Consider the following 24,471-nt stretch of genomic DNA (forward strand, 5'->3'; position numbering starts at 1 on the left):
GCAACTCAAAGCAAAGGTTGTTAGTCTTCTTTGGCCACTTTTTCGATAGAGCGCTTTAACAAGATAACCCCGAGCATGGAGAAAATTACCGAAGCACCGAAGTAATACATGCCGGGTTGAGATGTTGCATTCGCCATACCAGAGGATTTGGCAGAAATAACAATCATGCCCACAACAAAGACATCAAGCATGCTCCACTTACCCAGCAGATCGATCAGTTTCACTGCTTTTTGCACAGATTTATGCTCTACGTTTCGTGCCCGCCAGACATAATCCGCGACAAAAATTTTCATGGTTGGGAAAACGACTGAAAACAACAGAATTACGAGGGCGAGAAGATACTCCCCACTCCGAGCAAGCTCATCAATAGCACCTACGATGGAAATCAGATCTTCGAACAGGAAAAATTTCTCGACCTTTAGTATGGGAATGGTCAAGCCAGCAATCAGGGTTCCGATTGCTGAAAGTAATAACAAGGGGGTAAGTTTTGACAGCCCTGTGGCGCGTTGAGCTAAAGAATGTTCAGCACGCTTAAGTGTAAAGAGAAGTTGCCACCATTTGAGACTTTCATGTTCTGAAGACCAATATTTTTTAGCCTGTTTCAGAATATTGAAAGCCTTCACCGATGATTCCGGTTTTGGCCTGAATGCTTGCGATCTCTTTCCTTAATCCGAATAGGCTCGAGAGCGGGTGTCGGTTCAATTAAAAGAGACAAGCGACGAAAAACAGAGAGTATCAGTGTAAATAACATAAAACGCGAATTCCTAGTTTCTTTAACTTACATCATATCTAAGGGGTAATCCCCTCGGGTTCAATCTGAAAAGTTAAAATAACCATTATTAATGGGGTCCAGGCTGGCATAATCAATCAGACCAGCTCTCTTCTAACGACAATAAAAAGGGGACAGCATCTATACCGTCCCCTCTTATCTCATCCAAATTGAATAAATCAGATCTTAAGACAAAGTAGTCTCATTTATTCGTCTGCAGGCACCCATACATCCAGGGATTGGTGCTTTTGCTTGCGACGTTCAGCCGAAGTCAGACCCCAATTGTGGCCAAAAGCAGCTGATTCCCATGAACCATACATTGGATTTGAAATCATGATCCACTTGCTGCCCCACATGTCTTCATATTTGTCGAGAACAGCTTTACGCTCATCAATGCTACCTTTGTAATCATCTACAAAGTCGCTGAAGTTATCACCAACAACCATTACCAGACGGTAATTCTCTGTAATGTGTGCGCGACGTGGAGATTTCTTGGAAGAATTCCATGCTTCTTTTTCCTTACGAAGAAGAACAGTATCTTCGGAAGTATCTATCGGATAGCCATAAGCCTTCAGGTTATTTCTGGTTGCTTCTTCCTGTGGTGCTTTACGGTTTGATACGTAGAAAATTTTAACGCCTTTTGATTCCGCATACTTGATGAAATCCAGCGAACCCGGAACAGGGGTAGAAGTTTCAGAGCGTACAAATGGTACCCAGGTTTTTGAACCATAACTTTGCTCATTGGCAACAAGCCATGCTTCGTAGGCAGAGTTATCAAGAACAGTCTCATCCACATCCAGCATCACAGCAGGTGGCTTGTTGCTGTAGTTATCCCCCTGCTCATTTGGCGCGCCGGTCCAGCTTTTATCAGCTAGGGCATCGTCGAGTTTTATTTTAGCAAGTTCGTACATCGCTATGCTGTTGGCTTTGAACTCGACAGATTTTTGAGTCCAAAGGGTCGCATTTAGAAGATCGTTTTGAGGAGTAGAGATACAACCCGCTAATGTTCCCCCCATAAGAACAGTTAAAGCGGTTAGCTTTAGAGTACGCAACATGATTATTTCCCTGTTATATTCTTACTGTTTTTCGAATAATTTTTATTTTTCACATGACAGAATTGTTACACTTTAAATATTTTTTGACTAAATGGTCAAGTATTGGCTTTTGGGTCCTCCGCACTTTACGGCCTTTCAATGACAATCTCGGCAGAGGCACCATCAAGCCCAACCCTAAGAATAGAAGAGGTTGTGAGAGAGTTTTCATCCCTTGGTAATTCAAATACCTGATATGGATTGTCATCGACAAACCCAGAGCCATCAGCCATTTTTTTACCCTCTTCCTCCATTTGCCTTTGATACTTATCCGCCGCTTGTTTTCTCAAAGCCTGTTCTTCTTTGATCGCTGCAATGCGGCGATCCATTCTCTCATCGCTATGGTCGCGTTGATAACGCCCCGTTCCACCTTCGTCTTTATAGGATTTGTTTAAGCCCGTTAAGTCGCTCCGGACTTTTGAAAGGCGATCCCTGATCTCTTTTTGAGCTGATCCCGGAGAATTAAGATTTTGCATGCGTTCAAGACGGCGCCTCAGACCTGCTTCTTCTGATTCCAATGCTTCGGCTTTTTTCCAATCCTCTTTGCGGTACTTACTGCCCAAGTGCTCACGACGGGCCTGTTCTGTTTCAAGTTCCTCTAATTCAGACCTTAACCTGAATTGTTTTTTGCTATTTGATGCCGCCGCTGTGGCTGGACCGTTGATGGCGAGTTCTCTTTCTTGTTCTTCCATGAGTTTACGACGATTTGCCAGTTGCGATTTTATGGCTCTCATTTCGTTTGCCTGTTGGGCGTCTGTCCCTCTGTTCGCACTCTCACGCAGCAATTTAGGATCCCAAAGGCCTTTTGCTTCGGGCACGGCTTTCTCTATAAGATCGGCCAACACAAGTAATCCCTCATCCACATTGCCATTCTTGCCAAAGGTCTCAGCAAGTTCACGCATGGTCTTTTTCAAAGCAGCAGGATCCTTACGATTTTTGACCATTTCTTCGGCGGCATCGTTTAAGGCTTTATAGGGTGGCTTGGTAACATCCTTCCCCATCATTTTAAGAGCGAGTACGGCACGTTCGGCATATTTCCCCATGGCCGAGCCAGCGTCCGCCCCACCTTCATGGCCCTCGTGGAAGCCGTTCATATGGTGGGTCATCATCATCACCTGATCATTAAGGAAATTCTTTAGCTGCCCATCCGAGAGATCTCTGCCATTTTTTGCCAATCCTTCTCTTGAATAGTTTGGATCCTTGATCAAATCACGTACGCTTTTATCTGCAAGTTGGGCGTCATTCACCACCATATCCAGCCCGGTAAATGATGAATAGGTTTCGATGCCTTCCCGCAAGGCGTAACCCCAATCCCGCTGGATTTCGGCAGCAAGTTTCTTTCTTTGCCGATCTAGCTTTTGGGCCTCTGGTGAGTTTTTATCCACCCCCGCAATTTGAGATTCCAAAAGCTCCATTCGGGTGTTTTTCTCACGCAAAGCCTCTGTGCGTTTGCCATAAAGATTATCCCGGGCCCGAAGAGCTAGATCGCCGGGGTTGCGCGCCAGATTTGGATTTTCGGCACTTCTCCGCTTTGTTGAGTAGATTTAGGATTTCAAATAGAGCATAGATTGATTATCTGGAATGGATGATTGTCTAATTTTGAGTTTGAAGTATTCGGTATCCTTGATGCCTCTGGCTCGCTTACGGATCATTCCTATACTGACATTACCAGCCTCTATCCTGGCGCTTGTGAGCTTGTGTTTGGCGTAGTTGCAGATGCCCACACAATGTTTCCGTAGGGATTTCGCGAACTTTTTTAGATAGAGCATCTGTGACTGATCTGCTATCAGGCACCAACGTTCCAGTTGCTCCGCCATCGCCTCAAATGAAGCGGCACTCCACAGCAGCTGAAGCTGTTCTTTCAAGACGTAAAGTGCATTCAGGTTGCTATTGCTCTCCAGCAACCTTTGCAGCTTGTCACTTTGTTTTTCACTCAACTTATCCGCATTTTTGAGCAACAGATAATGTGTCCCTTTCATCAACTCTTTACCACTTGGATCGGCCTTTCTGAACTCAAGTCGACGCTGATTATGGATAGCTTTGCTGTAGTTTTTCATGACGTGGAAACGGTCAAATACTATGTCGGCCAACGGCAAGGACTCTCTGACAGCCTTTTGGTAGGCAGGCCCCATATCCATCGCTACGGCCTTTATTTTGCAGGCTGTATCTGGTTGCAGTTGTTTCAAAAACCTTGAAAAAACCTCGGCAGTTCGGCCTGCTTCAACCCAGATCAGATGACCGCCAACCATATCGTAGACCACCGTCATGTAGTCATGACCTTTCGCCCGGGCAACTTCATCTACACCAATATATTCCAAGCCAGTTAGCTCTGCAGGATCAAGCGTAGGGAGAGTTTCAATAAGGTATGCCCTGTCGATATTCTTGACCGTTTCCCATCGTATATCCAAATGTCTGGAAACCGCTTGAATAGACATATGCCGACATAATCCACTGATCAGTCGGCAAAATCGGTGAGTGAAACGGCACCCTTTATCAACAAAATCACACCCCTCAATGCGGCGTTCGCCCTTGTTAATATAAACCTGCGCCAGCTCAATCTCGACCACACAAGGATACCCAAAAAGGGGGATGTCGTTTACTTGTCGGCGGACATGCTGGTTGATGCTTCCCTTCTGGCCTGTAGCAGGGTCTATAGCCCTCCTACGCGCGTCTCGGCTGCAGTGAATGACAATCTTAACACCGCCGTCATCCAGTTTAATTTCATTTACACGTTGCCCTTTGAGGCCTAAAATATGCTGCGAGATGTTGATTGTCATATACCTGCTCTATGTAAAGTTATCAGAAACCATACATATCAACAGGTTACTTGGCGGTCGGCATCTTTTTCTACTCAACAAAGCGGAGAAGAGCCAAATAGAGCATAGATTGATTATCTGGAATGGATGATTGTCTAATTTTGAGTTTGAAGTATTCGGTATCCTTGATGCCTCTGGCTCGCTTACGGATCATTCCTATACTGACATTACCAGCCTCTATCCTGGCGCTTGTGAGCTTGTGTTTGGCGTAGTTGCAGATGCCCACACAATGTTTCCGTAGGGATTTCGCGAACTTTTTTAGATAGAGCATCTGTGACTGATCTGCTATCAGGCACCAACGTTCCAGTTGCTCCGCCATCGCCTCAAATGAAGCGGCACTCCACAGCAGCTGAAGCTGTTCTTTCAAGACGTAAAGTGCATTCAGGTTGCTATTGCTCTCCAGCAACCTTTGCAGCTTGTCACTTTGTTTTTCACTCAACTTATCCGCATTTTTGAGCAACAGATAATGTGTCCCTTTCATCAACTCTTTACCACTTGGATCGGCCTTTCTGAACTCAAGTCGACGCTGATTATGGATAGCTTTGCTGTAGTTTTTCATGACGTGGAAACGGTCAAATACTATGTCGGCCAACGGCAAGGACTCTCTGACAGCCTTTTGGTAGGCAGGCCCCATATCCATCGCTACGGCCTTTATTTTGCAGGCTGTATCTGGTTGCAGTTGTTTCAAAAACCTTGAAAAAACCTCGGCAGTTCGGCCTGCTTCAACCCAGATCAGATGACCGCCAACCATATCGTAGACCACCGTCATGTAGTCATGACCTTTCGCCCGGGCAACTTCATCTACACCAATATATTCCAAGCCAGTTAGCTCTGCATGATCAAGCGTAGGGAGAGTTTCAATAAGGTATGCCCTGTCGATATTCTTGACCGTTTCCCATCGTATATCCAAATGTCTGGAAACCGCTTGAATAGACATATGCCGACATAATCCACTGATCAGTCGGCAAAATCGGTGAGTGAAACGGCACCCTTTATCAACAAAATCACACCCCTCAATGCGGCGTTCGCCCTTGTTAATATAAACCTGCGCCAGCTCAATCTCGACCACACAAGGATACCCAAAAAGGGGGATGTCGTTTACTTGTCGGCGGACATGCTGGTTGATGCTTCCCTTCTGGCCTGTAGCAGGGTCTATAGCCCTCCTACGCGCGTCTCGGCTGCAGTGAATGACAATCTTAACACCGCCGTCATCCAGTTTAATTTCATTTACACGTTGCCCTTTGAGGCCTAAAATATGCTGCGAGATGTTGATTGTCATATACCTGCTCTATGTAAAGTTATCAGAAACCATACATATCAACAGGTTACTTGGCGGTCGGCATCTTTTTCTACTCAACAAAGCGGAGAAGAGCCAAATTTTACCGTCATCGATCCGAGATATGCCAACACCAACGGGACTGGTTTCAAGAAATCCTGAAAGCTTGTCAGATGTTTCTCTTTCAGACTTTTGTAAAGCAACCAAGTCGGTTACGTCTGTATAATTCGTCACAAAACCACCCTCAACAGGCGTGCCAATAACCTCGAGAGTTCTGCCGCTGGGTGTTTCTCTACGAAATTTGTGAGCTTCAAATTTTTTAGCCAAGTTGACGCGCTGTTCAACGCTTTGAACTAATAGTTCTTCAGAAGGCATTGGCCCGTATTCACCTCGTTCAGCATTATAGCGAAACAGGTCTTCAATCGGCGTTCCGGGCTTGGATAGGTTTTCTGGAAAATCGAGCAGCGAGGTAAAGCGTTTGTTGCAAATTACCAGTTTTAAATCCCGGTCGAAGAGAGAAATACCGTGGTGGGTATTTTCCATGACCACATTACGAATATTGTTCTCTTGTTCCAAAGCATCGTTTTTAACTTTAACCTGTTCGACCAGTTCTAGATTTAGGCTCTGAAGATAATCCTTTGCTTCTTCTAGATGCGTTATATCTGAATAGGTTATCGCAAATCCCCCAGAAGTAGTGGGGTTCCCAACTATCTGGAGAACGGTACCATTTGGGCGTTTACGAACAATTTTATAACTTTTTCCTGGAACAAAATAATTTAGTCTTTCCAATATTTGCTGATCTTTATCCCCCGGCCCATATTCCCCAACTTGGGCATGCCAGGTAATTATTTCCCGAAAATTCACACCTTTTTTACAAAACGCATCAGGAAGCCCCAGCATATCTATTGCTTTGTTATTGATAAAAAGAATATCGAGTTTTAAATCAACAACAGCCATCCCGACATCAAACATGTTGATGAGTTCATAATCCAAATTTGGCTCTGCGATAGTCTCTATTGTCATTGCCTAGCATCTGTTGATGTTTATCATTTACTTAGGCAGAAAATACGGGCAACCCCAAAAGCGCTACAGTGTTATAGCTAATCATTGGCAGTCAAGGGATCACAGTCCGTAACTGACGACTATTATCCCCCATGCTCCTTAAAAAAAGCTAAATTTTGTGTTGTAGATAAATGAATTTAAGAAAAAGAGATTGAAGCTTCATACCTATTGTCGTTAACCTCTTTCAGCTGGATCCCAGTATTAGTTACCGAATTAATTATTACGAGCACTCCTATGCCATTTTCATCCCAATTCCAGTCACTTCAAGAATTGGGATGGTCTGTTTTTTTTGAAGGCCAACTCTCTTTTGATGAGATTAAACAACATAATTTGGGAACAATTCTCCCAGTACGCATTACCAGGGTACACCGCATACGCCTTCAGGCCCGTTCTGAAGACGGAGAACATGTGTTTTCAATGGCTAAAGATCAGGGCGCGGGAGAATTTGCCGTTGGAGATTGGCTTCTCATAGAGCCTTCTACGGAAAAAATTGTAAGAAAATTGGACCGTCAAACCGTACTCCAGCGACTTAACTTTAGCTCTCAAAATCAAGTTCAGCTCATCGCTTCGAACATAGATACGCTTTTTATCGTTACATCATGCAATGCCGATTTTGATTTAGCCTGGATAGATCGGCTCCTTGCCCTGGCATTTGGGGCAGGCGTAACCCCAGTCGTTGTCCTAACAAAAACAGATCAAACGAAATCCCCAGACACCTGGGCTAGACAAGTAAGAACATTATCCCCAAATCTCGCCGTTGAAGCTATAAATACACACGACCCAGCACATGTCCGAAGGTTAGAGAAATGGTGCCAACCCGGACAAAGTACTGCCATGATAGGCTCTTCCGGGGTTGGAAAGTCCACGATCTTAAACGCCATGTGCCAAATTGATACTCAAACCGGAGAGATCAACGAGAAAAATGCACAGGGCCATCACACAACAACTGCCCGCATTCTCCACCAGACAAAATCAGGAGGATGGTTGATTGATACACCCGGCATACGTGTTTTACATCTGCACGAGGCTGAAAAGGGGATAAATCTCCTCTTTAAGGATATCACCGAGCTAACTGAAAAGTGTCAATTTCGCGACTGCACTCATACGGATGAACCCGGTTGCGCTTTAAACACGGCTTTGTTGGAGAATGCTCTCGACCGCAACCGCTATCAACGCTGGAATAAATTACGCCAAAGCAGTAATCCTAATTCTGGAGAATCTGTCGAACCCGTTATCAGCTGGAGAGAACAACAGCGGATTACAAAGGCTATTAAACACGATCAAAAACACCTGAAACGTAAACAAAAAAAATAAGGATCACCGGAAATGCCACCCCTCCCTATCAGTCGTTATCCTGTACCGGAACTCAAAGATCTACCCGATGACATTAGGGAGAAAATCCTTGCCGTTCAGGAAAAAGCAGGTTTCGTACCCAATGTTTTTTTAGTTTTGGCCCACCGTCCTGAAGAATTCAGAGCCTTCTTTGCATATCACGATGCCTTGATGACAAAAGAGAGTGATCTGACCCAAGCGGACATGGAGATGATTATCGTTGCGACTTCAAACGACAATGGCTGTCAGTATTGTGTCATTGCCCATGGGGCGATCTTACGTATCCGGGCTAAAAACCCGCTAATCGCGGATCAGGTAGCTGTTAATTACCGCAAGGCTGATATTTCTCCACGCCAAACGGCTATGCTGGACTTTGCCATGAAGGTCTCCAACAATGCTCAATCCACCAGTGATGCTGATTTCCAGACCCTGTACGAACACGGGTTTTCAGACGAAGACATCTGGGATATTGCTGCCATTACGGCCTTTTTTGGCTTAAGTAACCGCATGGCTAACTTCACATCAATGCGACCGAATGACGAGTTTTATTCTATGGCTCGGGATTAAAAAATGTACTCTGGATAAGGTTTGGCGCGATAAAAATGAAATGTTTTTTTGCCCATAAGCTCAGTCATTATTTCAACCGCTCCCTCCGTCCGGCAAATTAACGGACATCACCCTAAAATCCGACATTCTGGTTGTTTATCTCGGCCATGCTCCTCGTTTATGCTTATTCACAGGGAGACAAGTTTTGATGGCAGGGAAAATTGCGGTACTCGGTGCCGGTATAATTGGGGTCTGTTGTGCCGTTGAGTTACAACGGCGTGGGTACGAAGTGACCCTGATTGATAAGAATGACCCGGGCCAAGAAACATCCTATGGTAATGCGGGTGTCATCGCACGTAGTTCCATTATTCCTTTCAATCATCCCGGCCTTTGGAAGTCGCTTCCCCAGTTAATGGGAAACAAAACCACTTCTTTTCGGTATGATCCCACTTTTGTTGCCGCAAATATGAATTGGGCAGCAGGTTTCCTGAAAAGAGCGAACCTTAAAGACTTTAATTATACCACTCAGGCGTTGGATGATCTCATCCAACTCTCAACGCGGAAACACGAAGAAATGGTCTCAGCCCTCGGGCTTCAGGAGAAGTTAAACCGTAAAGGGTGGCTCTATTTATATCGGCAAAAATCGACTTTTGAACGATCAAAATTAATGCGAAATACGTTCGATAAGTTTAACGTCGCGACGAAGGAATTAAACGGCGAAGAGATCACCAACCTAGAACCAGATCTTGCTCCTATATTTTGCAAAGGCCTCTGGATACAAGATACCCTCAGCTTCAAAAACCCCGGCGACCTTGTCAAAGCCTATGCAACATATTTCAAATCCAATGGCGGAAGAATAGTCAGATCAAAGGTACAAGTTTTAGAGCAATCAAACCACGGTTACGAATTAACTCTGGATAGTAACAATACGATAGTGGCAGATCAGGTTGTCATCGCTCTGGGTCCATGGGCAAAAACCTTCTTAAAGAAATTTGGATACAGTGTTCCCCTTGTCTTTGAACGCGGCTACCATATGAACTTCAGCCACGATAAGGCGCGAAAATTAAAGCGTCCCGTTTACGATGTCGATGGTGGATATGTTCTGGCCCCCATGTCTAACGGCGTACGGTTGACCACCGGTGTAGAACTGGCCAAACAAGATGCAGCGCCAAATTACAGCCAGTTATCAGCAGCAGAAGCTGTTGCAAGAGATGCTTTTCCTTTTGATAAGCCTTTGGATCCAGAGCCATGGCTTGGCAGCCGTCCAACACTACCTGATTGCAGGCCTATAATAGGGCAAGCTCCTCGACACAAAGGTCTTTGGCTTGCCATTGGGCATCAACACATCGGCTTTAGTACCGGACCAGGAACGGCATCAGTCCTGGGCTCTTTAATATCAGGGGAATCTTCCCCAATCGATGCTGCCCCTTTCCAAGCTGAAAGGTTTATCTCATGACAATCCTCAACCTTATTTTCACAAGATTACAAGATACGGCTGTAGCCGGACACCAAGCAATAAAAGAAACTAAAACTTACTAATCAAACAGGGAGTAATAACAGTGAACATACTTCGTAAAACTATTGGAGCAGCCACTCTGTCAGCGAGCTTGCTCATGTCTGCACAGGCAGTAACAGCAGCAGATAAATGGGATATGGCGTTAGCTTATTCCGCTACAAATTACCATTCTCAAATCGCTGCAGAATTCGCTGCTGAAGTGACAGCAAAAACTTCGGGTGAATTAGAGATCGTTACTCACCCAGGTGGATCTCTTTTTGGTGGCTCTGAAATTTTTGGCGCTGTCCGCCGTGGGCTAACCCCTATTGGTGAACGTCTTATTTCAGCCCTCAGTAATGATGATCCTCTTTACGAAATTGATTCCGTCCCATTTCTGGCGACATCATTTGATGATGCCCGAAAATTATACGAAGCATCCAAACCTGAGCTTGTCAAAAAGCTTGATAAATCTGGTCTCGTCTTTCTCTATTCTGCTCCATGGCCACCACAGGGTTTCTACTCCATCAAGGAAGCCAAGACACCCGAAGATGTCAAAGGCTTGAAATTCCGTGCCTATAACGCAACAACATCAAAAGTTGCAGATATGCTCGGTATGGTACCGACAAAAATCGAAGCTGCAGAATTATCACAAGCCTTTGCCACCGGTGTTGCCCAATCGATGATTTCTTCTGGTTCAACCGGTTATGACCGTAAATTATGGGAACACGTTGGTTTCTTTTATGACGTCCGTGCCTGGTTGCCCCGGAACATGGTTATCGTAAACAAAAAAGCCTGGAACAAACTAGACAAAGAAGTTCAAGACGTCATCCGTGCTGCAGCAAAAACCGCCGAAGACAAAGGGTGGAACAAAGCAGAAAACTTAGCTGATTGGTATCTTGAAGAATTCAAAAAGAACGGAATGTCCGTAAAACCAATGACACCTGAAATGCGCGCTGCCTTTGAAGATGTTGGGGCAAAGCTTCGCGATGAGTGGTTGGCTAAAATTGGTGACAGCGGAAGCGAAATACTTTCTAGTTACAAAAGTCAGTAATTTATCCGACCGTTAAATTAACAGACCTGCGGGCTTTACTCTGGGCTTGCAGGTCTTTTAATAACAAATAAGTAGAGCAAAGTAGGAGCAGCTTTTGAACAAGATATCGAAAACCCTCGACCAAATTTACTTGGCGGGTGCCTGGCTTTCGGGTGGATTGCTTCTCCTTCTCTGCGGCTTAATTCTCTACAGTATCCTCGCGCGTATTCTTGGTCTTTTTGCCGGAGGTGCTACAGACTTTGCAGGCTATGTAATGGCAGCAAGTACTTTCTTGGCCCTCGCATACACCTTTCGTTCTCACGGCCATATTCGTATCCTTTTACTCATCCAAAGAACCAAGGGCTCCATTCGCTTAACTATTGAGCGCGCCACTCTAGGATTTATGACGCTCATTACCTGTTATCTTACCTACTACACGGCTCGTTTAGCCTTGGATTCATGGGAATACGGGGAAAGAAGTGAAGGTGCAGACGCTATTCTTTTATGGATACCCCAAGTCCCCATTGCCCTTGGCTCTGCCGTGTTTACCCTTTCTGTCCTTCACACATTTGCTGAGAGTGTATTCACACCTGAAATAGTAAATCCTGAAAAATTTGACCAAGAGGCTCAAAGCGAAATATGAGTGAAGCTATCTCCATTGTTGTCTTTCTCAGTGTTTTATTCTTTTTTCTTGGATCAGGGGTTTGGATTGGCGCCTCTCTGCTCGCCACCGCCATTGTTGGCATGTTTCTCTTTACCTCAGCACCGGTTGGCGATGCTATGGCCATTACCATTTGGGGTTCCCAGTCTTCCTGGACGCTAACCGCCTTACCGTTGTTTATCTGGATGGGAGAGATCCTTTTTCGTACCAAACTTTCTCAAACACTATTTAGAGGTCTCACGCCCTTTATGGGAAAACTACCTGGTGGGCTCCTCCATGTGAACGTCGGGGCTTCTGCAATTTTCGCAGCGATTTCTGGCTCTTCAGCAGCAACCGTTGCCACAGTCGGGAAAATGTCTATCCCCGAATTAAAAAAGCGGGACTATCCTGAAAAACTGATCATCGGAACACTATCTGGGGCAGGTACACTCGGTCTTCTTATCCCCCCTTCAATTTCCATGATTATCTATGGCGTTACCGTCAATGAGTCTATCGCCAAGCTTTTTATGGCGAGTATGATACCGGGCCTTGTTCTTGCTCTTTGTTTTATGAGCTACATCGCTGTATGGGGCCTGTTCAACAGAGATGTTTCTTACAAAACTCCGGCAATGGCTTTCAGGGAAAAAGTAACTGCTCTGCTCGACCTCTTACCTGTACTTCTCTTAATTTCAGGCGTTATCGGGTCAATCTATTCAGGTATAGCCACTGCAACAGAGGCCGCAGCCTTGGGTGTACTCGGTTCGATCCTTCTTTCACTGCTTCAAAAGACATTGGACAAAGACAGCTTCATTGAATCCGTTCTCGGCGCGGTTCGTACATCTGCAATGATTATGTTCATACTTATGGGATCAGGCTTTTTATCTTTGGCCATGGGGTTTACCGGTATTCCCAAAGCGCTCGCGACCACAATCGTGCACTGGGAGCTCTCCCCCTTCGCCCTTATCATGATTCTAACCGTCTTTTATATATTCCTCGGGATGTTCCTCGATGGTATTTCCTCAATCGTGTTAACAATGGCCGTTATTGAGCCCATGGTACGCGCCGCAGGCATTGATATGCTTTGGTTTGGGGTATATTTGATGATCGTGGTTGAAATGGCTCAAATCACCCCGCCGGTTGGATTTAACTTGTTTGTCTTACAAGGCATGACTGGTAAAGATATTGGCTATATTGCCCGCGCATCCATGCCGATGTTCTTTGTCATGTGTGGGTTTGTGGTCATTCTCTTTCTTATTCCAGAGCTCGCGACCTGGCTGCCAGAAACATTAAGTCAAACGCGCTAGCCAACTGCTTTTTCGTCTACTAATCCACGCTTAGATGTGGAGGTAGGTATTCCCTGGTAAATACTTCGAGCCGATGGCGATAATTGGGATCAAACCCTTCGCATCGGCCGAAGTGGTTCAGCAGCGCATCAACCGCATGGCGAGCGTATTCTTCAGGGCTGTATTCGATAACCGCATCTATAATTCCATCGCGTAACAAGGGCCGTGTTCTTCGATTAACACCATGGGCAACCGTCACCGTGTTATCCAGATAACCGCGTTCTTTTAGTTCTTGAACCAGGTGAATATTCCAAGATGAAATATTATAAAGACCGGTAAAAGGGCCATGTTTATCGATATAATCGCATATTTTTCTATAATCAGAGCTATCCCCCTTATTACACTCTAAAACGTGGCTCGCTTCGAGATGAGGATAACGTTCAGATATAACCTGTCTCAGGCCAATCTCTCTATCTAAATGAGCCGTATAACGTTGTAACCGGGTTAAAATTAATGTCTTGCCTTGAGACTGATGAATAAACCGCCCCAAGAGGTCGCCCGCTAATTTACCTGCTTGGAGATTTCCACTCCCGGCGTAATGACTTCGACCAGAATTTGGAAGATCTGATATCAGCGTAATAACCGGGACTTCTTTGCATATGGGATCCAGTGCATCACTAATTACCGGGTGGTCATAGGCCAAGAGAATAACACCATCAAAACCTCGCTGTATGGATGCAATTCGTGACGCGATATCCTGTGGTTCCTGAGATGAAAAATAATGAAAGCTGCAAGTAAAACCCTTGGTATCATGCAGCGATTGGTGGTCCAAAATCGCCTTTTGAATACGCGCATAAACGTCTCGATCAGGTCGGTTCATCAAAACGGAAAAACGGAGTAATTGTCGAGGAATCTGATCTAAATTCCTGTTAAGGCGTAACTTCCGCGCAGCTTCCAATACCTTAGTCTCAAGCTCTTCCCGTACACCACCTCTCCCGTTCAAGACACGATCAACAGTGGCTGAACTTACCCCCGCAAGAGAGGCAACTTCGGAAAGCGTCGGTTTTGATCCACGGTGCATGAGCAATATTCTCACAGATGAAGACGGTATATTTGATGGAATCTAATCAGGGATTTGATGGATTTCAATCAAATATTTGATAGAAGCACTTAAACAGGCGTGTCATTTTCTCAATCAATAAATAAACACCCCAAAACAAGGGGAGCACGAACAAGGGAAATTGAACAAATGTTAGTAGCTCATCACAGAGATGATTTGGATCGTGGAATCCTCTTTAGCCTGCAGGAAAATGCTCGGATATCAACAAGTTTGATCGCCAAGAGCCTCAATGTAGCGCGCTCAACCGTGCATGAACGCATTACCCGATTGGAACGCGAAGGTATTATCCAAGGTTATACCGCGGTGATAAAGCCCGACCCCAACGAACGTTCCATACATGCCTTGTTATATCTTGAACTTGAAAGAAACCATTCCGGTATTGTGATCAAACAGTTGCAAGAATTCCCTGAAATTATAAGTTGCAGCGCATTGACGGGCGAATTTAATCTCTTTTGTACCGTAGAGGCCCCTTTGCTTGAAGATCTCGATGCCCTGCTTGAAGAAATCTCTATTCTACCGCATGTTATTAGAACGAAATCAAATGTGATCCTGGCCAACAAATTTGATCGTGCGGGAACCACTCAGATACAAAATGAACGCCCCTACTTACATGCGGTTGGCGCATAAAAAGCCTTCCCAACCAGCCTTCAAGGAAAGATATAATATAAAATGGTGTTATCAGGAGGTCAGGCGGCTTACGGACAAGATATTGGCATACTTGTCCTCGACACCTCATTTCTTCGCATTCCTGGCGACATCGGCAACGCCCGCTCGTTCGATTTTCCTGTAAGATATAAAGTCGTAACGTCCGCTACGCCGGATCAAATCGTAGCTGAAGGATCAAAAGCACGCGCCTTACTTCCCCTCTTTATCGAGGCGGCACAAGAATTAGAGCGCGAAGGTGTGCGTGCCATTATTACCAGTTGTGGATTTTTAACCGTCGTGCAAAAGGAACTCGCAGCCGCGGTCTCTATCCCTGTGGTCACATCAAGCCTGCTACTGGTCCCGATGATTTCAAGCATGATTGGTCCCCAAAAATCAGTCGGGATCATAACGGCAGATGCAGGCTCGCTTTCCCCTGAACATTTAAAAGCCGCCGCAATTGATGAAACTTGCCCGGTTCATATTAGAGGGATGGAAAACTCCAAAGCCTTTTCTGAAACGATCCTAAAGCCTTCGGTCACGTCCCCTCGTCCGCTAGATCCAATCAAAATTGAACAGGACCTTTTGGATATAACCAAAGAGCTGTTAACGGCTCACCCCGAAATCGGTGCCATCGTTTTGGAATGTACAAACCTTCAGCCCTATGCAAAAAAAATCCGTGCTGTAACTGGGGTTCCGGTTTTTGGAATTATAGATTTGGTAAACCTCATTCAATCAGGCTTATCCAGCGACTAACAATAGAAGTTCCCTCTTCCTGCGACTATTGGCGTCCTTATAAGAACACTTGCACGCCTACTGTGAGAAATTTGCTTTTTCCACTGAAAAATGCGCCATGAGTAATGCCTCGAATGACTGAGTGTTCAAAGAGGGCGGCGCTGAATGAAGTTGTATGGTTGCATAATCCCAAGTTACCTCTGGTACGAAGGGCTTGGTAATAATATCGGTGTCTTGGGCATCTGTAACAAAAGGATCAAGAATAGATACGCCAGCACCCCTTCTGACCAATTCATATATCGTCCTCTGTGTGCGGGTCTCAATTGCCAATTTACGTTTTACATTCTCTTCAAAAAAAACTGTATCAATTAAGGCTCGAAAAGGGCTTCCAGCAGAAAGGGATATAAAGGGATCAAACTCTAAGTCTTTAGCTTGAATTTCTGACTTATCCCTTAAAGGATGATCCCTAGGCAAAACGCAAACGGCCTTTTGCTGACAGAAAGGTTCCACTTTCAAATTTACAGAATCTTGCCCCATCATGGAGACAACCCCAATATCAAAACGTTGGGAACGAACCATTTCCAAAGCTTGTATCCGTGGAGCAGTTTCGAGCTCGATACTTACCTTTGGATGGCGTTTGGTAAATTCCGAAATCAAGGACGGTAAGAAACTTTCCACACAAACCGGCATGGCCACAATCCGAAGGCTCCCCTGCTGCTGGTTAACAATAGCCTCAGCAGTGGTGCGGATTTCTTCTAGCCCAATAAAGGCCCGGTCCACCTCACGGTAAAGCGCTAATGCTTCGGGGGTCGGCTCCAACCGGTTTGGTTTTCGTATGAAAAGCTGTAATCCAGATCCATACTCAAGATCAGAAATTAATCGACTGATCGCTGGCTGCGTGATGAAGAGCATTTTGGCTGCCTCTGTTCCTGAGCCCGTGACCATTACTGCTCTAAAAGCTTCTATCTGTCGAAAATTCATAGAAATAACATCCTGAATTAAAATGCTTAATTACATAGCATAATATTTAGTTATGCACGATGGCAAATAACTGATTTGCGATGATGCTACAAAAAAGAAAACATGCTGCAACAGTTATTACTAATTAGGCACGACAGCATGGAATGGGCACTTCTCTTACTGGTCACTTTTCTAGCCGCAACCGTTCAATCAGCCACGGGTTTCGGATTTGGATTGATCGCAGTATCAGCCTTTCTAATCATGCTTGATTCCGTGGCTGCAATTCAAATTGTGATCATCATTACCCTGGTAATGTCATGTGTTCACTGGCCAAATCTAAAAGGTTTAGCGCCTGCCCATTTATTAAAATGGTTGTCGATCGGCTGTACACTCGGATTTCCCATTGGTGTGTTGGCTTATAACCAACTCGATCTTGAAGCGATTAAAATGGCTGTCGCAGTTTTGATCATTTTGATTAGCCTGCAAAACGGTTGGCATTTACTCAATAAGCAAAAAACAGGCCTGACGACTGAAGACCCAGGACAAAGACCTGGCGCTATAATGGGCGTTGGTGTTGCATCCGGTTTAATGGCCAGCGCCATGGCAATGCCAGGCCCAGCGGTTATGCTTTATCTCTCAAGAACAAGCCTCAGTAAAAATGAGATCCGCGCCACCATTCTGACATTCTTTGTCTTTTCCTATGCCGGTGCCTTGATGTTGCAGACAGCATTTATCGGCATTGAGACCCAAACTTGGGTAACCGCCGGAGTGCTAACACCATCTGCACTTATCGGTGTGGCTGCCGGTCACTTGCTTTCAACAAAAATCAATCAACAACTTTTTAAGGGACTGGTTTTACTGATCCTGCTGCTGACCGGCTTGTTCATGATTTTCAACCTGTAACCTTTTTATTGCGTCCAGAATATAAAGAGAGACCAACATGTTAACCGACAAATACCCTAGGGTAGAACTATCTCACACGCCAACCCCGTTGGAGAGCCTCGAGAATTTAAGCAAAAAGCTCGAAGGCCCGAGAATTTGGGCGAAACGGGATGATTGTACCGGTCTTGCCATGGGCGGAAATAAAGCACGGCAATTGGAATACTATATAGGTGATGCCCTCTCCAAAGGGGCTGACACTTTGCTGACAACTGGCGCCGTGCAATCAAACCATGTGCGTTTGACCATTGCTGCCGCGCGAAAGTTAGGTTTGGAAGTTGAAGTTCAGCTGGAAAAGCGCGTCGATGGCCGTCAGCAAGAATATTATGATTCCGGCAATCCTTTCCTCATGAGATTAATGGGCGCGAAAATCCATTATTATCCTGTGGGCGAAGACGAAGAAGGCGCAGACCAAGCCCTCTATGCCCGTGCAGATGAAATTCGTAAAGAGGGTGGAAATCCTTATGTCATCCCCTTGTCGAGTAACAATCATGTCCCCTATGGTTCACTCGGTTATGTACGTTGCGCCGAAGAACTCCTGCTACAGTTTCAACAGCGATCTCTTAAAATCGACGGCATCGTACTCCCCACCGGAAGCGCAACAACCCATGCCGGCGTATTGAGCGGATTACGCGCTTTGGGCTGCAAAATCCCTGTTTACGGCTTTTGTGTCAGGCGCGATCAAGAATCTCAAACCCAACGCGTTTTAGCCAAAGCATCTGAAGTTGCCGAGATGATCGGGTGTCCCGGTGTCGTCACGAAAGACGATGTCTGGACCGATGACAGAATGCTGCGTCCGGGTTATGGCCAGTTAAACGAAGACCTATTGGAAGCATTGCGATTGAGCGCTACCTGCGAAGGTTTGCTTCTGGATCCAACATACACCGGAAAAGCCATGGCAGGGCTTATCCATTTGGTCACCAGCGGCCATTTCAATCAAAAACAGAACATCGTGTTTTTGCACACTGGCGGCACCCCAACCCTATTCGGCTACCCCGAATTACTCCAGGGGATGTTCGGTGACACGCAATCCCAAGCCACCCTTTTGGCAAGTTAATCAGGAAAAAATAATGACAACGACGATTGAAGCACGGTTGAAGACTTTAGCCATCGATTTACCAGAAGCAACGGCCCCCGTTGCCAACTACGTCCCCTATGTCTGCACCGGAAATCTGGTTTTTGTGTCAGGTCAACTGCCAATGGCAAACGGCGAAATCATTTGCAAGGGGCAAGTCGGCACCGATGTTTCTATAGAAGAAGCACAAGCAGCTGCTCGCCAATGCGTGTTGAACCTTATCGCACAAGTGAAATCTGCCTGCGATGGAGATCTGGAAAAAATTAAACGTGTGGTTCGCCTTGGCGGATTTGTGAACTCAGCAGCGGGCTTTACTGACCATGCCTTGGTGATAAACGGCGCCTCGGATCTCATGTGCGAGATATTTGGCGATAAGGGTAAACACGCCCGTGCAGCGGTTGGATCTTCATCTCTGCCATTTGGTGTATCCGTTGAAGTCGATGCCATCTTCGAACTGGAAGATTAATTCTTTTGCTCCCGGAATAAGCCTCACCCCGGGACATCCTTTTTAGAGGCAAACAATCAAAAATAACAATAATCTATGGGAGTGTTTTAATGTTGAAGTTATCAAATAACCCTAAATTCCTTGCTTTGGCTGTGGCCGGATTTATGGCATCGGGACTTAGCACCCAGGCCTTTGCTCAAACAAAAACTCACGTATCTATCGGTACCGGCGGTCAAACTGGCGTTTATTATGTTGTCGGTCAATCCATCTGTAAAATGGTCAACCGTACCAGCAAAGAACACGGTCTGCGCTGTTCAGCGCCCTCCACTGGAGGCTCCATTGCCAACTTGAACTCTATACGGGATGGTGGTCAGGATATGGGCGTTGCCCAATCCGACTGGCAATATCACGCCTATTACGGTACTTCCAAATTCACCAAGGCGGGTCCGAATAAATCTTTACGTGCGGTTTTCTCTGTTCACCCAGAACCTTTTACCGTTGTTGTAAGATCTGATTCAGGTATTACACACTTTGACCAATTGGTTGATAAACGTGTGAATATCGGCAATCCCGGTTCTGGCCAGCGCGGTACCATGGAAGTATTGATGGACCTGAAAGGATGGGATAAGAAAAGTTTTCAACTGGCCTCTGAATTAAAATCCAGTGAACATTCTCAAGCTCTCTGTGACAACAAGATTGATGCCCTGGTTCATACCGCGGGCCATCCAGTAGCTAATATTAAAGAAGCTGCCACCAGCTGTGACGTTCGCCTTGTTCCCGTAACCGGCGAATATGTGGACGGCTTGGTTGAGGCTAATGCCTATTATTCCACCGCGCAAATTCCTGGCGGTATGTACCAAGGTACAGACAAGGCAATCGATACCTTTGGTGTAGGCGCGACCTTCGTATCTTCCGACAAAGTATCAAGTGACACCATTTATCACCTGGTAAAAGCCGTATTTGAAAATTTCGATCGTTTCAAACGTTTGCACCCAGCTTTCGCCAATCTAAAGCCAGAAGACATGATTAAAAATGCTCTGTCTGCACCTCTACATGATGGTGCGGTTCGTTATTACAAAGAACGCGGTTGGTTGTAAGAAACAGACGACTGATTGCTTCTCCCGCCACTGGTTTGTTCAACTTACCGATGGCGGGAGAAACTTTTTCAATATGGCAATTTCCTTCCGATGCCTGCGCGTTAACGGTCGGAATTCTGGGAGTTTAAAATGGATGATCAGGTAAAGAATGCACCTGTCAGTATCGAGAGTGATGTAGGTGTCGGGGTCGATGTTGATGACATCGCAGTTTCAGCAGATACAGGAGGGCGAAAACCTTTTGGGATCACGCAGAAAGTAATCCTGGGAACGGCCCTTACTTGGTCTCTGTTTCAAATATGGATCGCCTCGCCCCTTCCCTATATGGTTGATATTGACTGGCTCCGCTTTAACGGAAACCAAACCCGTTCAATCCATTTAGCCTTTGCCATATTTCTGGTATTCCTGAGCTTTCCACGGTCGATCAAATCACCACGTTCCTATGTGCCAGTAACTGATTGGATCGTAGCTGCTGTTGCTGCCTTTTGTGCCGCCTATTATTTCCTCGACTATGAAGCCATTTCTGAACGGGTCGGGGCACCATCCACTCAAGACATCGTTGTTGCCTGTATTGGTGTGCCATTGTTGCTCGAAGCTGCGCGGCGCAGCTTAGGCCCCGCGTTGGTCGTAATCGCCGTGTTGTTCCTGCTCTATAGTTTTTATGGCAATTACATGCCTGAACTGATCGAACACAAAGGTTACTCCCTGTCCCAGGTGGTCAATCATCAATGGGTAACAACAGAGGGTGTATTCGGTGTTGCCCTCGGGGTTTCGACCGACTTCGTTTTCTTGTTTGTACTTTTTGGCGCCTTGTTGGAAAAAGCAGGTGCAGGTAACTACTTTATCAAACTCGCATTTTCTCTACTGGGTCATTACAAAGGCGGCCCCGCCAAGGCAGCCGTTGTAGCTTCAGGCCTTACTGGCGTCATTTCAGGGTCCTCAATTGCCAATGTCGTGACCACAGGCACCTTCACCATGCCAATGATGAAACGGGTTGGGTTTTCCGCTGAAAAAGCTGGCGCCGTCGAAGTCGCCTCATCCGTGAACGGTCAAATCATGCCCCCCGTGATGGGCGCAGCCGCTTTCTTGATGGTCGAATATGTCGGTGTCAGTTATATCGAAGTCATCACGCACGCCTTTTTGCCCGCCCTGATTTCCTATATCGCTTTGGTTTATATCGTTCATCTCGAGGCCCTAAAGCACAACATGAACGGGCTTCCCCGTCGCCCCAATAGCCAGAGTTTTATCCGTAAAATATCAGGATTTCTGCTCGGTTTTCTTGGTTTCTCCGGCATGGCTGTAGCCGTTTATTACGGTATGGGTTGGATCAAACCCATGGCTGGCGACTACAGCGGCTGGATCATCGCAGGGTTAATCTCAATTACTTATGTCTTGCTTGTGCGCTACAGTACCTTTTTCCCAAAAATTGAAATGGATGATCCCAACAAACCGATTGATGAGCTTCCTGCACCTGGGCCGATATTCAAAGCTGGCCTTCACTTTTTGCTGCCGGTCATCGTTTTGATTTGGTGTCTAATGGTCGAGCGGTTATCACCTGGACTAAGCGCTTTTTGGGGCTCAACTCTACTCATCTTTATCATTGTTACTCATCGGCCCCTCGATGCCTATTTCCGGGAACATCAGAACGTAATTCCCGAACTAATAGCAGGGATCCTGGATTTAAGAGACGGGCTCATTACCGGCGCTCGTAATATGGCAAGTATTTCCATTGCCACCGCCACAGCCGGTATCATTGTCGGTGCGGTTTCGCAAACCAGCATCGGTTCTGTCTTGGCTGATGTGGTCGAAGTCCTTTCCTTTGGCAATTTGGCTCTAATGTTAATCCTTGTTGCCTTTCTTTGCCTCATCCTCGGCATGGGTTTGCCAACGACGGCAAATTACATTGTCGTCTCGTCTCTATTGGCCAATGTCATCGTTGAATTGGGTGCCCAGAACGGCCTAATCGTACCTTTGATCTCGGTGCACCTTTTCGTGTTCTATTACGGCTTGATGGCAGATGTAACGCCACCAGTTGGCCTCGCGTCCTTTGCCGCGGCGGCAATATCCGGGGGTAATCCCATCAAGACCGGCATTATTGCCTTTGCTTATTCCATGCGGACGGCAATCCTCCCTTTTATCTTCATCTACAATACCGACTTGTTATTGATTGATGTGGGATGGCTAGAGGGCATATCTATCTTCATCATAGCCACAATTGCGATGCTGGCTTTTACCGCCGGGACCCAAGGCTTCTTTATCACTCACTCAAACAAACTTGAATCAACCTTGTTATTACTTGCCGCTTTCAGTCTGCTGCGCCCAGGATTTTGGGTCGATCAGGTTGTCGATCACTACAATCAGGTCCCCGCCACACAAATCATGGCGACATTAGAAACCATTGAACCTGATACTACGATAAGATTGCGCGTTTTGGGTGAAGACGATGTCGGCGATCCCCGCCAATTCATGGCTGTTATCAAACTGCCGCAAGGGGATAGCGTAGACAGCCGTTTGGAAAAGTCCGGACTTCAGTTTTTCCACACCGATCAAGGGCTTGAAGTTGACGTTGTAGAGATTGGTAGCCCGGCAGCACAAGCAGGACTGGATGCCTTCCAGTTGATCGAAAGTATGGAAGTTCCAAATGACCAACCGCCAAAACAACTGATCTACATCCCAGCACTCGGGTTGATCTTGTTTATTATAATGCTTCAACGCAGAAGGAAGCGAGGACAAGATAACGGGGCTCATAGCATCCCTGCTGTCAGCTAAAGAAGCTCCCAATTACCTTATAACAATAAAGCCACTCTTGATTAACATGAGTGGCTTTATTGTTATCTTGAAAGGAAAACTTTTGCCGAAGAGAAATAAAACAAGATTAAAAAAATCTCCCCATTGTAATTCTAAGTAAAGAATAATTAGCTCCCTCGGCTAAAAATGGCTAGATCCGGATGCCCTAAATACTCTTTCTATAACAGTCTGTGATACCTATTTTCCTCCCCCCCTTACTATTGAAGGGATCCCTTTCAAGCGGCGGGTCCCAACAACTGAGGTCCTTGTCACTGTATCCGTGGCACCTGAAACCTAGTATTCTTTTAGCATTATGTCATAGTTTTACCATATGTGGGGTTTAGCTTTTGATCAGGCAGGAATAGCTAATTTTAAGAAGGATCGTGCTCTGGCATCTATGACACGAGCTGAAGCGAATGATTATTACGCGACATCGAGAGCAGCGGATCAATAATTGTACGAACTTGCAAAAGAAGATGCGACAATGATGAGCATACCTTTCCACATACCTTTGCGAAGCATATCTGCTTTAATCGTGTACATCCTAGTGTTTATGCTAAACCCGGCTTGTGCGGAAGAACCCCAAAGTTTTGACCATCCGCAAAGCCTCAATGGACGTTACCAAGTTGTGAGCATGAGGACAGATAGCTCTACTGCCAGCACCCTGTCAATAGCGGAAGGAGACACGCTCATAGGCACCTATTTGGAAATTGATGAGGATGGCTTTCACATGGAGGGAATGACTTGTGAAACAGGGCGCATCCAGGCAAAGAGCGTATCATTCGTATTTCTTGAAGACCCAAACCTGGCCGACCTCAACATCTCCCCCCTAAGCAATCCAAGCTTTCGGGGTGAGCAACGCATTCATCAACCTTACGATGTGATCTGTGGTGAGGACGTGCTTACCCAGCTGCACCAAGTCGATGACCAAATCCTTATCATGCCTTGGTCTAATAGCTCTCAATATTTGATCTTGGAAAAACCTCTGAGCCAGGAACAAATCAGAAAATTACAAACACAACTGAAAGATATGAAATTTTCATCTCAAGATCCCAATGGCATTCTAGATAAAGAAACGCTTACCGCTATTAGTCTCTATGCCAGCTACCGCAATGAAGATAAGGATGCTCCCCGGTTCTTACGCACCGCCATTTCAGAGAACCTATTAGATGGACTGGGCGTCTTAACGGATGAATAAGCAAAGATCGCCATCGTAACCTGCTTAATGAATACCCTTCACAATCATCAAATTATAATCCCGAATACACCTGGCAATGAAAAGCTGGACCTGCATTGGCTGAAAGATTTCATCCTCACGACCAACGGTAAGTTTC

The 24,471-nt window shown here is 45.8% G+C and carries 23 protein-coding genes; 15 read left to right on the top strand and 8 right to left on the bottom strand.

The window, feature by feature from the left end:
- Window positions 1-20: 20 nt before the first annotated feature.
- From ACOGW3_RS20270 to ACOGW3_RS20285, 4 genes are all read right to left on the bottom strand, one after another.
- Window positions 21-623, bottom strand: coding sequence for a paraquat-inducible protein A (locus tag ACOGW3_RS20270; protein WP_419904609.1), 603 nt, complete (start codon window positions 621-623; stop codon window positions 21-23).
- Window positions 624-975: 352 nt separating this feature from the next.
- Window positions 976-1,824, bottom strand: coding sequence for a 5'-nucleotidase, lipoprotein e(P4) family (locus ACOGW3_RS20275; protein ID WP_419904610.1), 849 nt, complete (start codon window positions 1,822-1,824; stop codon window positions 976-978).
- Between the two features lie 125 nt (window positions 1,825-1,949).
- Window positions 1,950-3,275, bottom strand: a complete 1,326-nt coding sequence (locus ACOGW3_RS20280) for a hypothetical protein (protein WP_419904611.1) — start codon at window positions 3,273-3,275, stop codon at window positions 1,950-1,952.
- 129 nt (window positions 3,276-3,404) lie between these two features.
- Window positions 3,405-4,637: an ISL3 family transposase gene (locus ACOGW3_RS20285; protein WP_419901077.1), complete on the bottom strand. Its 1,233-nt coding sequence runs from the start codon at window positions 4,635-4,637 to the stop codon at window positions 3,405-3,407.
- Between ACOGW3_RS20285 and ACOGW3_RS20290 the strand changes: the two genes are divergently transcribed.
- Window positions 4,624-4,767, top strand: coding sequence for a hypothetical protein (locus tag ACOGW3_RS20290; protein WP_419904612.1), 144 nt, complete (start codon window positions 4,624-4,626; stop codon window positions 4,765-4,767). The genes ACOGW3_RS20285 and ACOGW3_RS20290 overlap by 14 nt on opposite strands.
- Here the strand turns inward: ACOGW3_RS20290 and ACOGW3_RS20295 are convergent.
- Together ACOGW3_RS20295 and ACOGW3_RS20300 are read right to left on the bottom strand one after the other, a co-directional pair.
- The gene (locus ACOGW3_RS20295) at window positions 4,708-5,955 is read right to left on the bottom strand and encodes an ISL3 family transposase (RefSeq protein ID WP_419904613.1); all 1,248 of its coding nucleotides are present in this window, start codon (window positions 5,953-5,955) and stop codon (window positions 4,708-4,710) included. The two genes, ACOGW3_RS20290 and ACOGW3_RS20295, sit on opposite strands and share 60 nt — an antisense overlap.
- Before the next feature lie 9 nt (window positions 5,956-5,964).
- Entirely contained in the window at window positions 5,965-6,975 is a 1,011-nt protein-coding gene (locus ACOGW3_RS20300; protein ID WP_419904614.1) for a PAS domain-containing protein, read from the bottom strand.
- 207 nt (window positions 6,976-7,182) lie between these two features.
- Here ACOGW3_RS20300 and rsgA point away from each other — a divergent pair, with 207 nt between their 5' ends.
- The 6 genes from rsgA to ACOGW3_RS20330 all read left to right on the top strand — a co-directional run bounded on the left by rsgA (window position 7,183) and on the right by ACOGW3_RS20330 (window position 13,361).
- Window positions 7,183-8,328: a ribosome small subunit-dependent GTPase A gene (rsgA, locus tag ACOGW3_RS20305; protein ID WP_419904615.1), complete on the top strand. Its 1,146-nt coding sequence runs from the start codon at window positions 7,183-7,185 to the stop codon at window positions 8,326-8,328.
- 12 nt (window positions 8,329-8,340) lie between these two features.
- Complete coding sequence (locus ACOGW3_RS20310) at window positions 8,341-8,913, top strand: peroxidase-related enzyme (RefSeq protein WP_419904616.1); 573 nt, start codon at window positions 8,341-8,343, stop codon at window positions 8,911-8,913.
- A 187-nt stretch (window positions 8,914-9,100) separates the two neighbouring features.
- Window positions 9,101-10,348, top strand: a complete 1,248-nt coding sequence (locus tag ACOGW3_RS20315) for an NAD(P)/FAD-dependent oxidoreductase (protein ID WP_419904617.1) — start codon at window positions 9,101-9,103, stop codon at window positions 10,346-10,348.
- A 157-nt stretch (window positions 10,349-10,505) separates the two neighbouring features.
- Window positions 10,506-11,438 (top strand): TRAP transporter substrate-binding protein, encoded by a 933-nt coding sequence (locus ACOGW3_RS20320; protein ID WP_419904618.1) that lies wholly within the window; start codon window positions 10,506-10,508, stop codon window positions 11,436-11,438.
- Window positions 11,439-11,532: 94 nt separating this feature from the next.
- Window positions 11,533-12,060, top strand: a complete 528-nt coding sequence (locus ACOGW3_RS20325; protein ID WP_419904619.1) for a TRAP transporter small permease subunit — start codon at window positions 11,533-11,535, stop codon at window positions 12,058-12,060.
- Entirely contained in the window at window positions 12,057-13,361 is a 1,305-nt protein-coding gene (locus ACOGW3_RS20330) for a TRAP transporter large permease (protein ID WP_419904620.1), read from the top strand. Before ACOGW3_RS20325 ends, ACOGW3_RS20330 begins: the two co-directional genes overlap by 4 nt.
- A gap of 19 nt (window positions 13,362-13,380) precedes the next feature.
- Here the strand turns inward: ACOGW3_RS20330 and ACOGW3_RS20335 are convergent, their stop codons facing one another.
- Window positions 13,381-14,421 (bottom strand): LacI family DNA-binding transcriptional regulator, encoded by a 1,041-nt coding sequence (locus tag ACOGW3_RS20335; RefSeq protein WP_419904621.1) that lies wholly within the window; start codon window positions 14,419-14,421, stop codon window positions 13,381-13,383.
- Between the two features lie 168 nt (window positions 14,422-14,589).
- On the opposite strand from ACOGW3_RS20335, the gene ACOGW3_RS20340 reads away from it, so the two are divergent.
- Together ACOGW3_RS20340 and ACOGW3_RS20345 are read left to right on the top strand one after the other, a co-directional pair.
- Window positions 14,590-15,087, top strand: a complete 498-nt coding sequence (locus ACOGW3_RS20340; protein WP_419904622.1) for an Lrp/AsnC family transcriptional regulator — start codon at window positions 14,590-14,592, stop codon at window positions 15,085-15,087.
- A 42-nt stretch (window positions 15,088-15,129) separates the two neighbouring features.
- Window positions 15,130-15,858, top strand: coding sequence for an aspartate/glutamate racemase family protein (locus ACOGW3_RS20345; protein ID WP_419904623.1), 729 nt, complete (start codon window positions 15,130-15,132; stop codon window positions 15,856-15,858).
- Window positions 15,859-15,915: 57 nt separating this feature from the next.
- Here the strand turns inward: ACOGW3_RS20345 and ACOGW3_RS20350 are convergent, their stop codons facing one another.
- Window positions 15,916-16,818: a LysR substrate-binding domain-containing protein gene (locus tag ACOGW3_RS20350; RefSeq protein WP_419904624.1), complete on the bottom strand. Its 903-nt coding sequence runs from the start codon at window positions 16,816-16,818 to the stop codon at window positions 15,916-15,918.
- 138 nt (window positions 16,819-16,956) lie between these two features.
- On the opposite strand from ACOGW3_RS20350, the gene ACOGW3_RS20355 reads away from it, so the two are divergent.
- The 6 genes from ACOGW3_RS20355 (at window position 16,957) to ACOGW3_RS20380 (ending at window position 24,335) form a co-directional block, all read left to right on the top strand.
- Complete coding sequence (locus ACOGW3_RS20355; protein ID WP_419904625.1) at window positions 16,957-17,700, top strand: sulfite exporter TauE/SafE family protein; 744 nt, start codon at window positions 16,957-16,959, stop codon at window positions 17,698-17,700.
- Window positions 17,701-17,737: 37 nt separating this feature from the next.
- Entirely contained in the window at window positions 17,738-18,793 is a 1,056-nt protein-coding gene (locus ACOGW3_RS20360) for a D-cysteine desulfhydrase (protein WP_419904626.1), read from the top strand.
- 13 nt (window positions 18,794-18,806) lie between these two features.
- Window positions 18,807-19,277 (top strand): RidA family protein, encoded by a 471-nt coding sequence (locus ACOGW3_RS20365; protein ID WP_419904627.1) that lies wholly within the window; start codon window positions 18,807-18,809, stop codon window positions 19,275-19,277.
- 89 nt (window positions 19,278-19,366) lie between these two features.
- The gene (locus tag ACOGW3_RS20370) at window positions 19,367-20,353 is read left to right on the top strand and encodes a TAXI family TRAP transporter solute-binding subunit (RefSeq protein ID WP_419904628.1); all 987 of its coding nucleotides are present in this window, start codon (window positions 19,367-19,369) and stop codon (window positions 20,351-20,353) included.
- A 129-nt stretch (window positions 20,354-20,482) separates the two neighbouring features.
- On the top strand, window positions 20,483-23,119 hold the full coding sequence (locus ACOGW3_RS20375; protein ID WP_419904629.1) for a TRAP transporter permease: 2,637 nt from the start codon (window positions 20,483-20,485) through the stop codon (window positions 23,117-23,119).
- A 472-nt stretch (window positions 23,120-23,591) separates the two neighbouring features.
- Window positions 23,592-24,335 carry a hypothetical protein gene (locus ACOGW3_RS20380; protein ID WP_419904630.1) on the top strand — a complete coding sequence of 248 codons (744 nt, stop codon included), beginning with the start codon at window positions 23,592-23,594 and terminating at the stop codon, window positions 24,333-24,335.
- The last annotated feature ends 136 nt before the right edge of the window (window positions 24,336-24,471 follow it).

It is taken from the genome of Kiloniella sp. (assembly GCF_965205715.1).
Classification (GTDB): Bacteria; Pseudomonadota; Alphaproteobacteria; order Kiloniellales; family Kiloniellaceae; genus Kiloniella.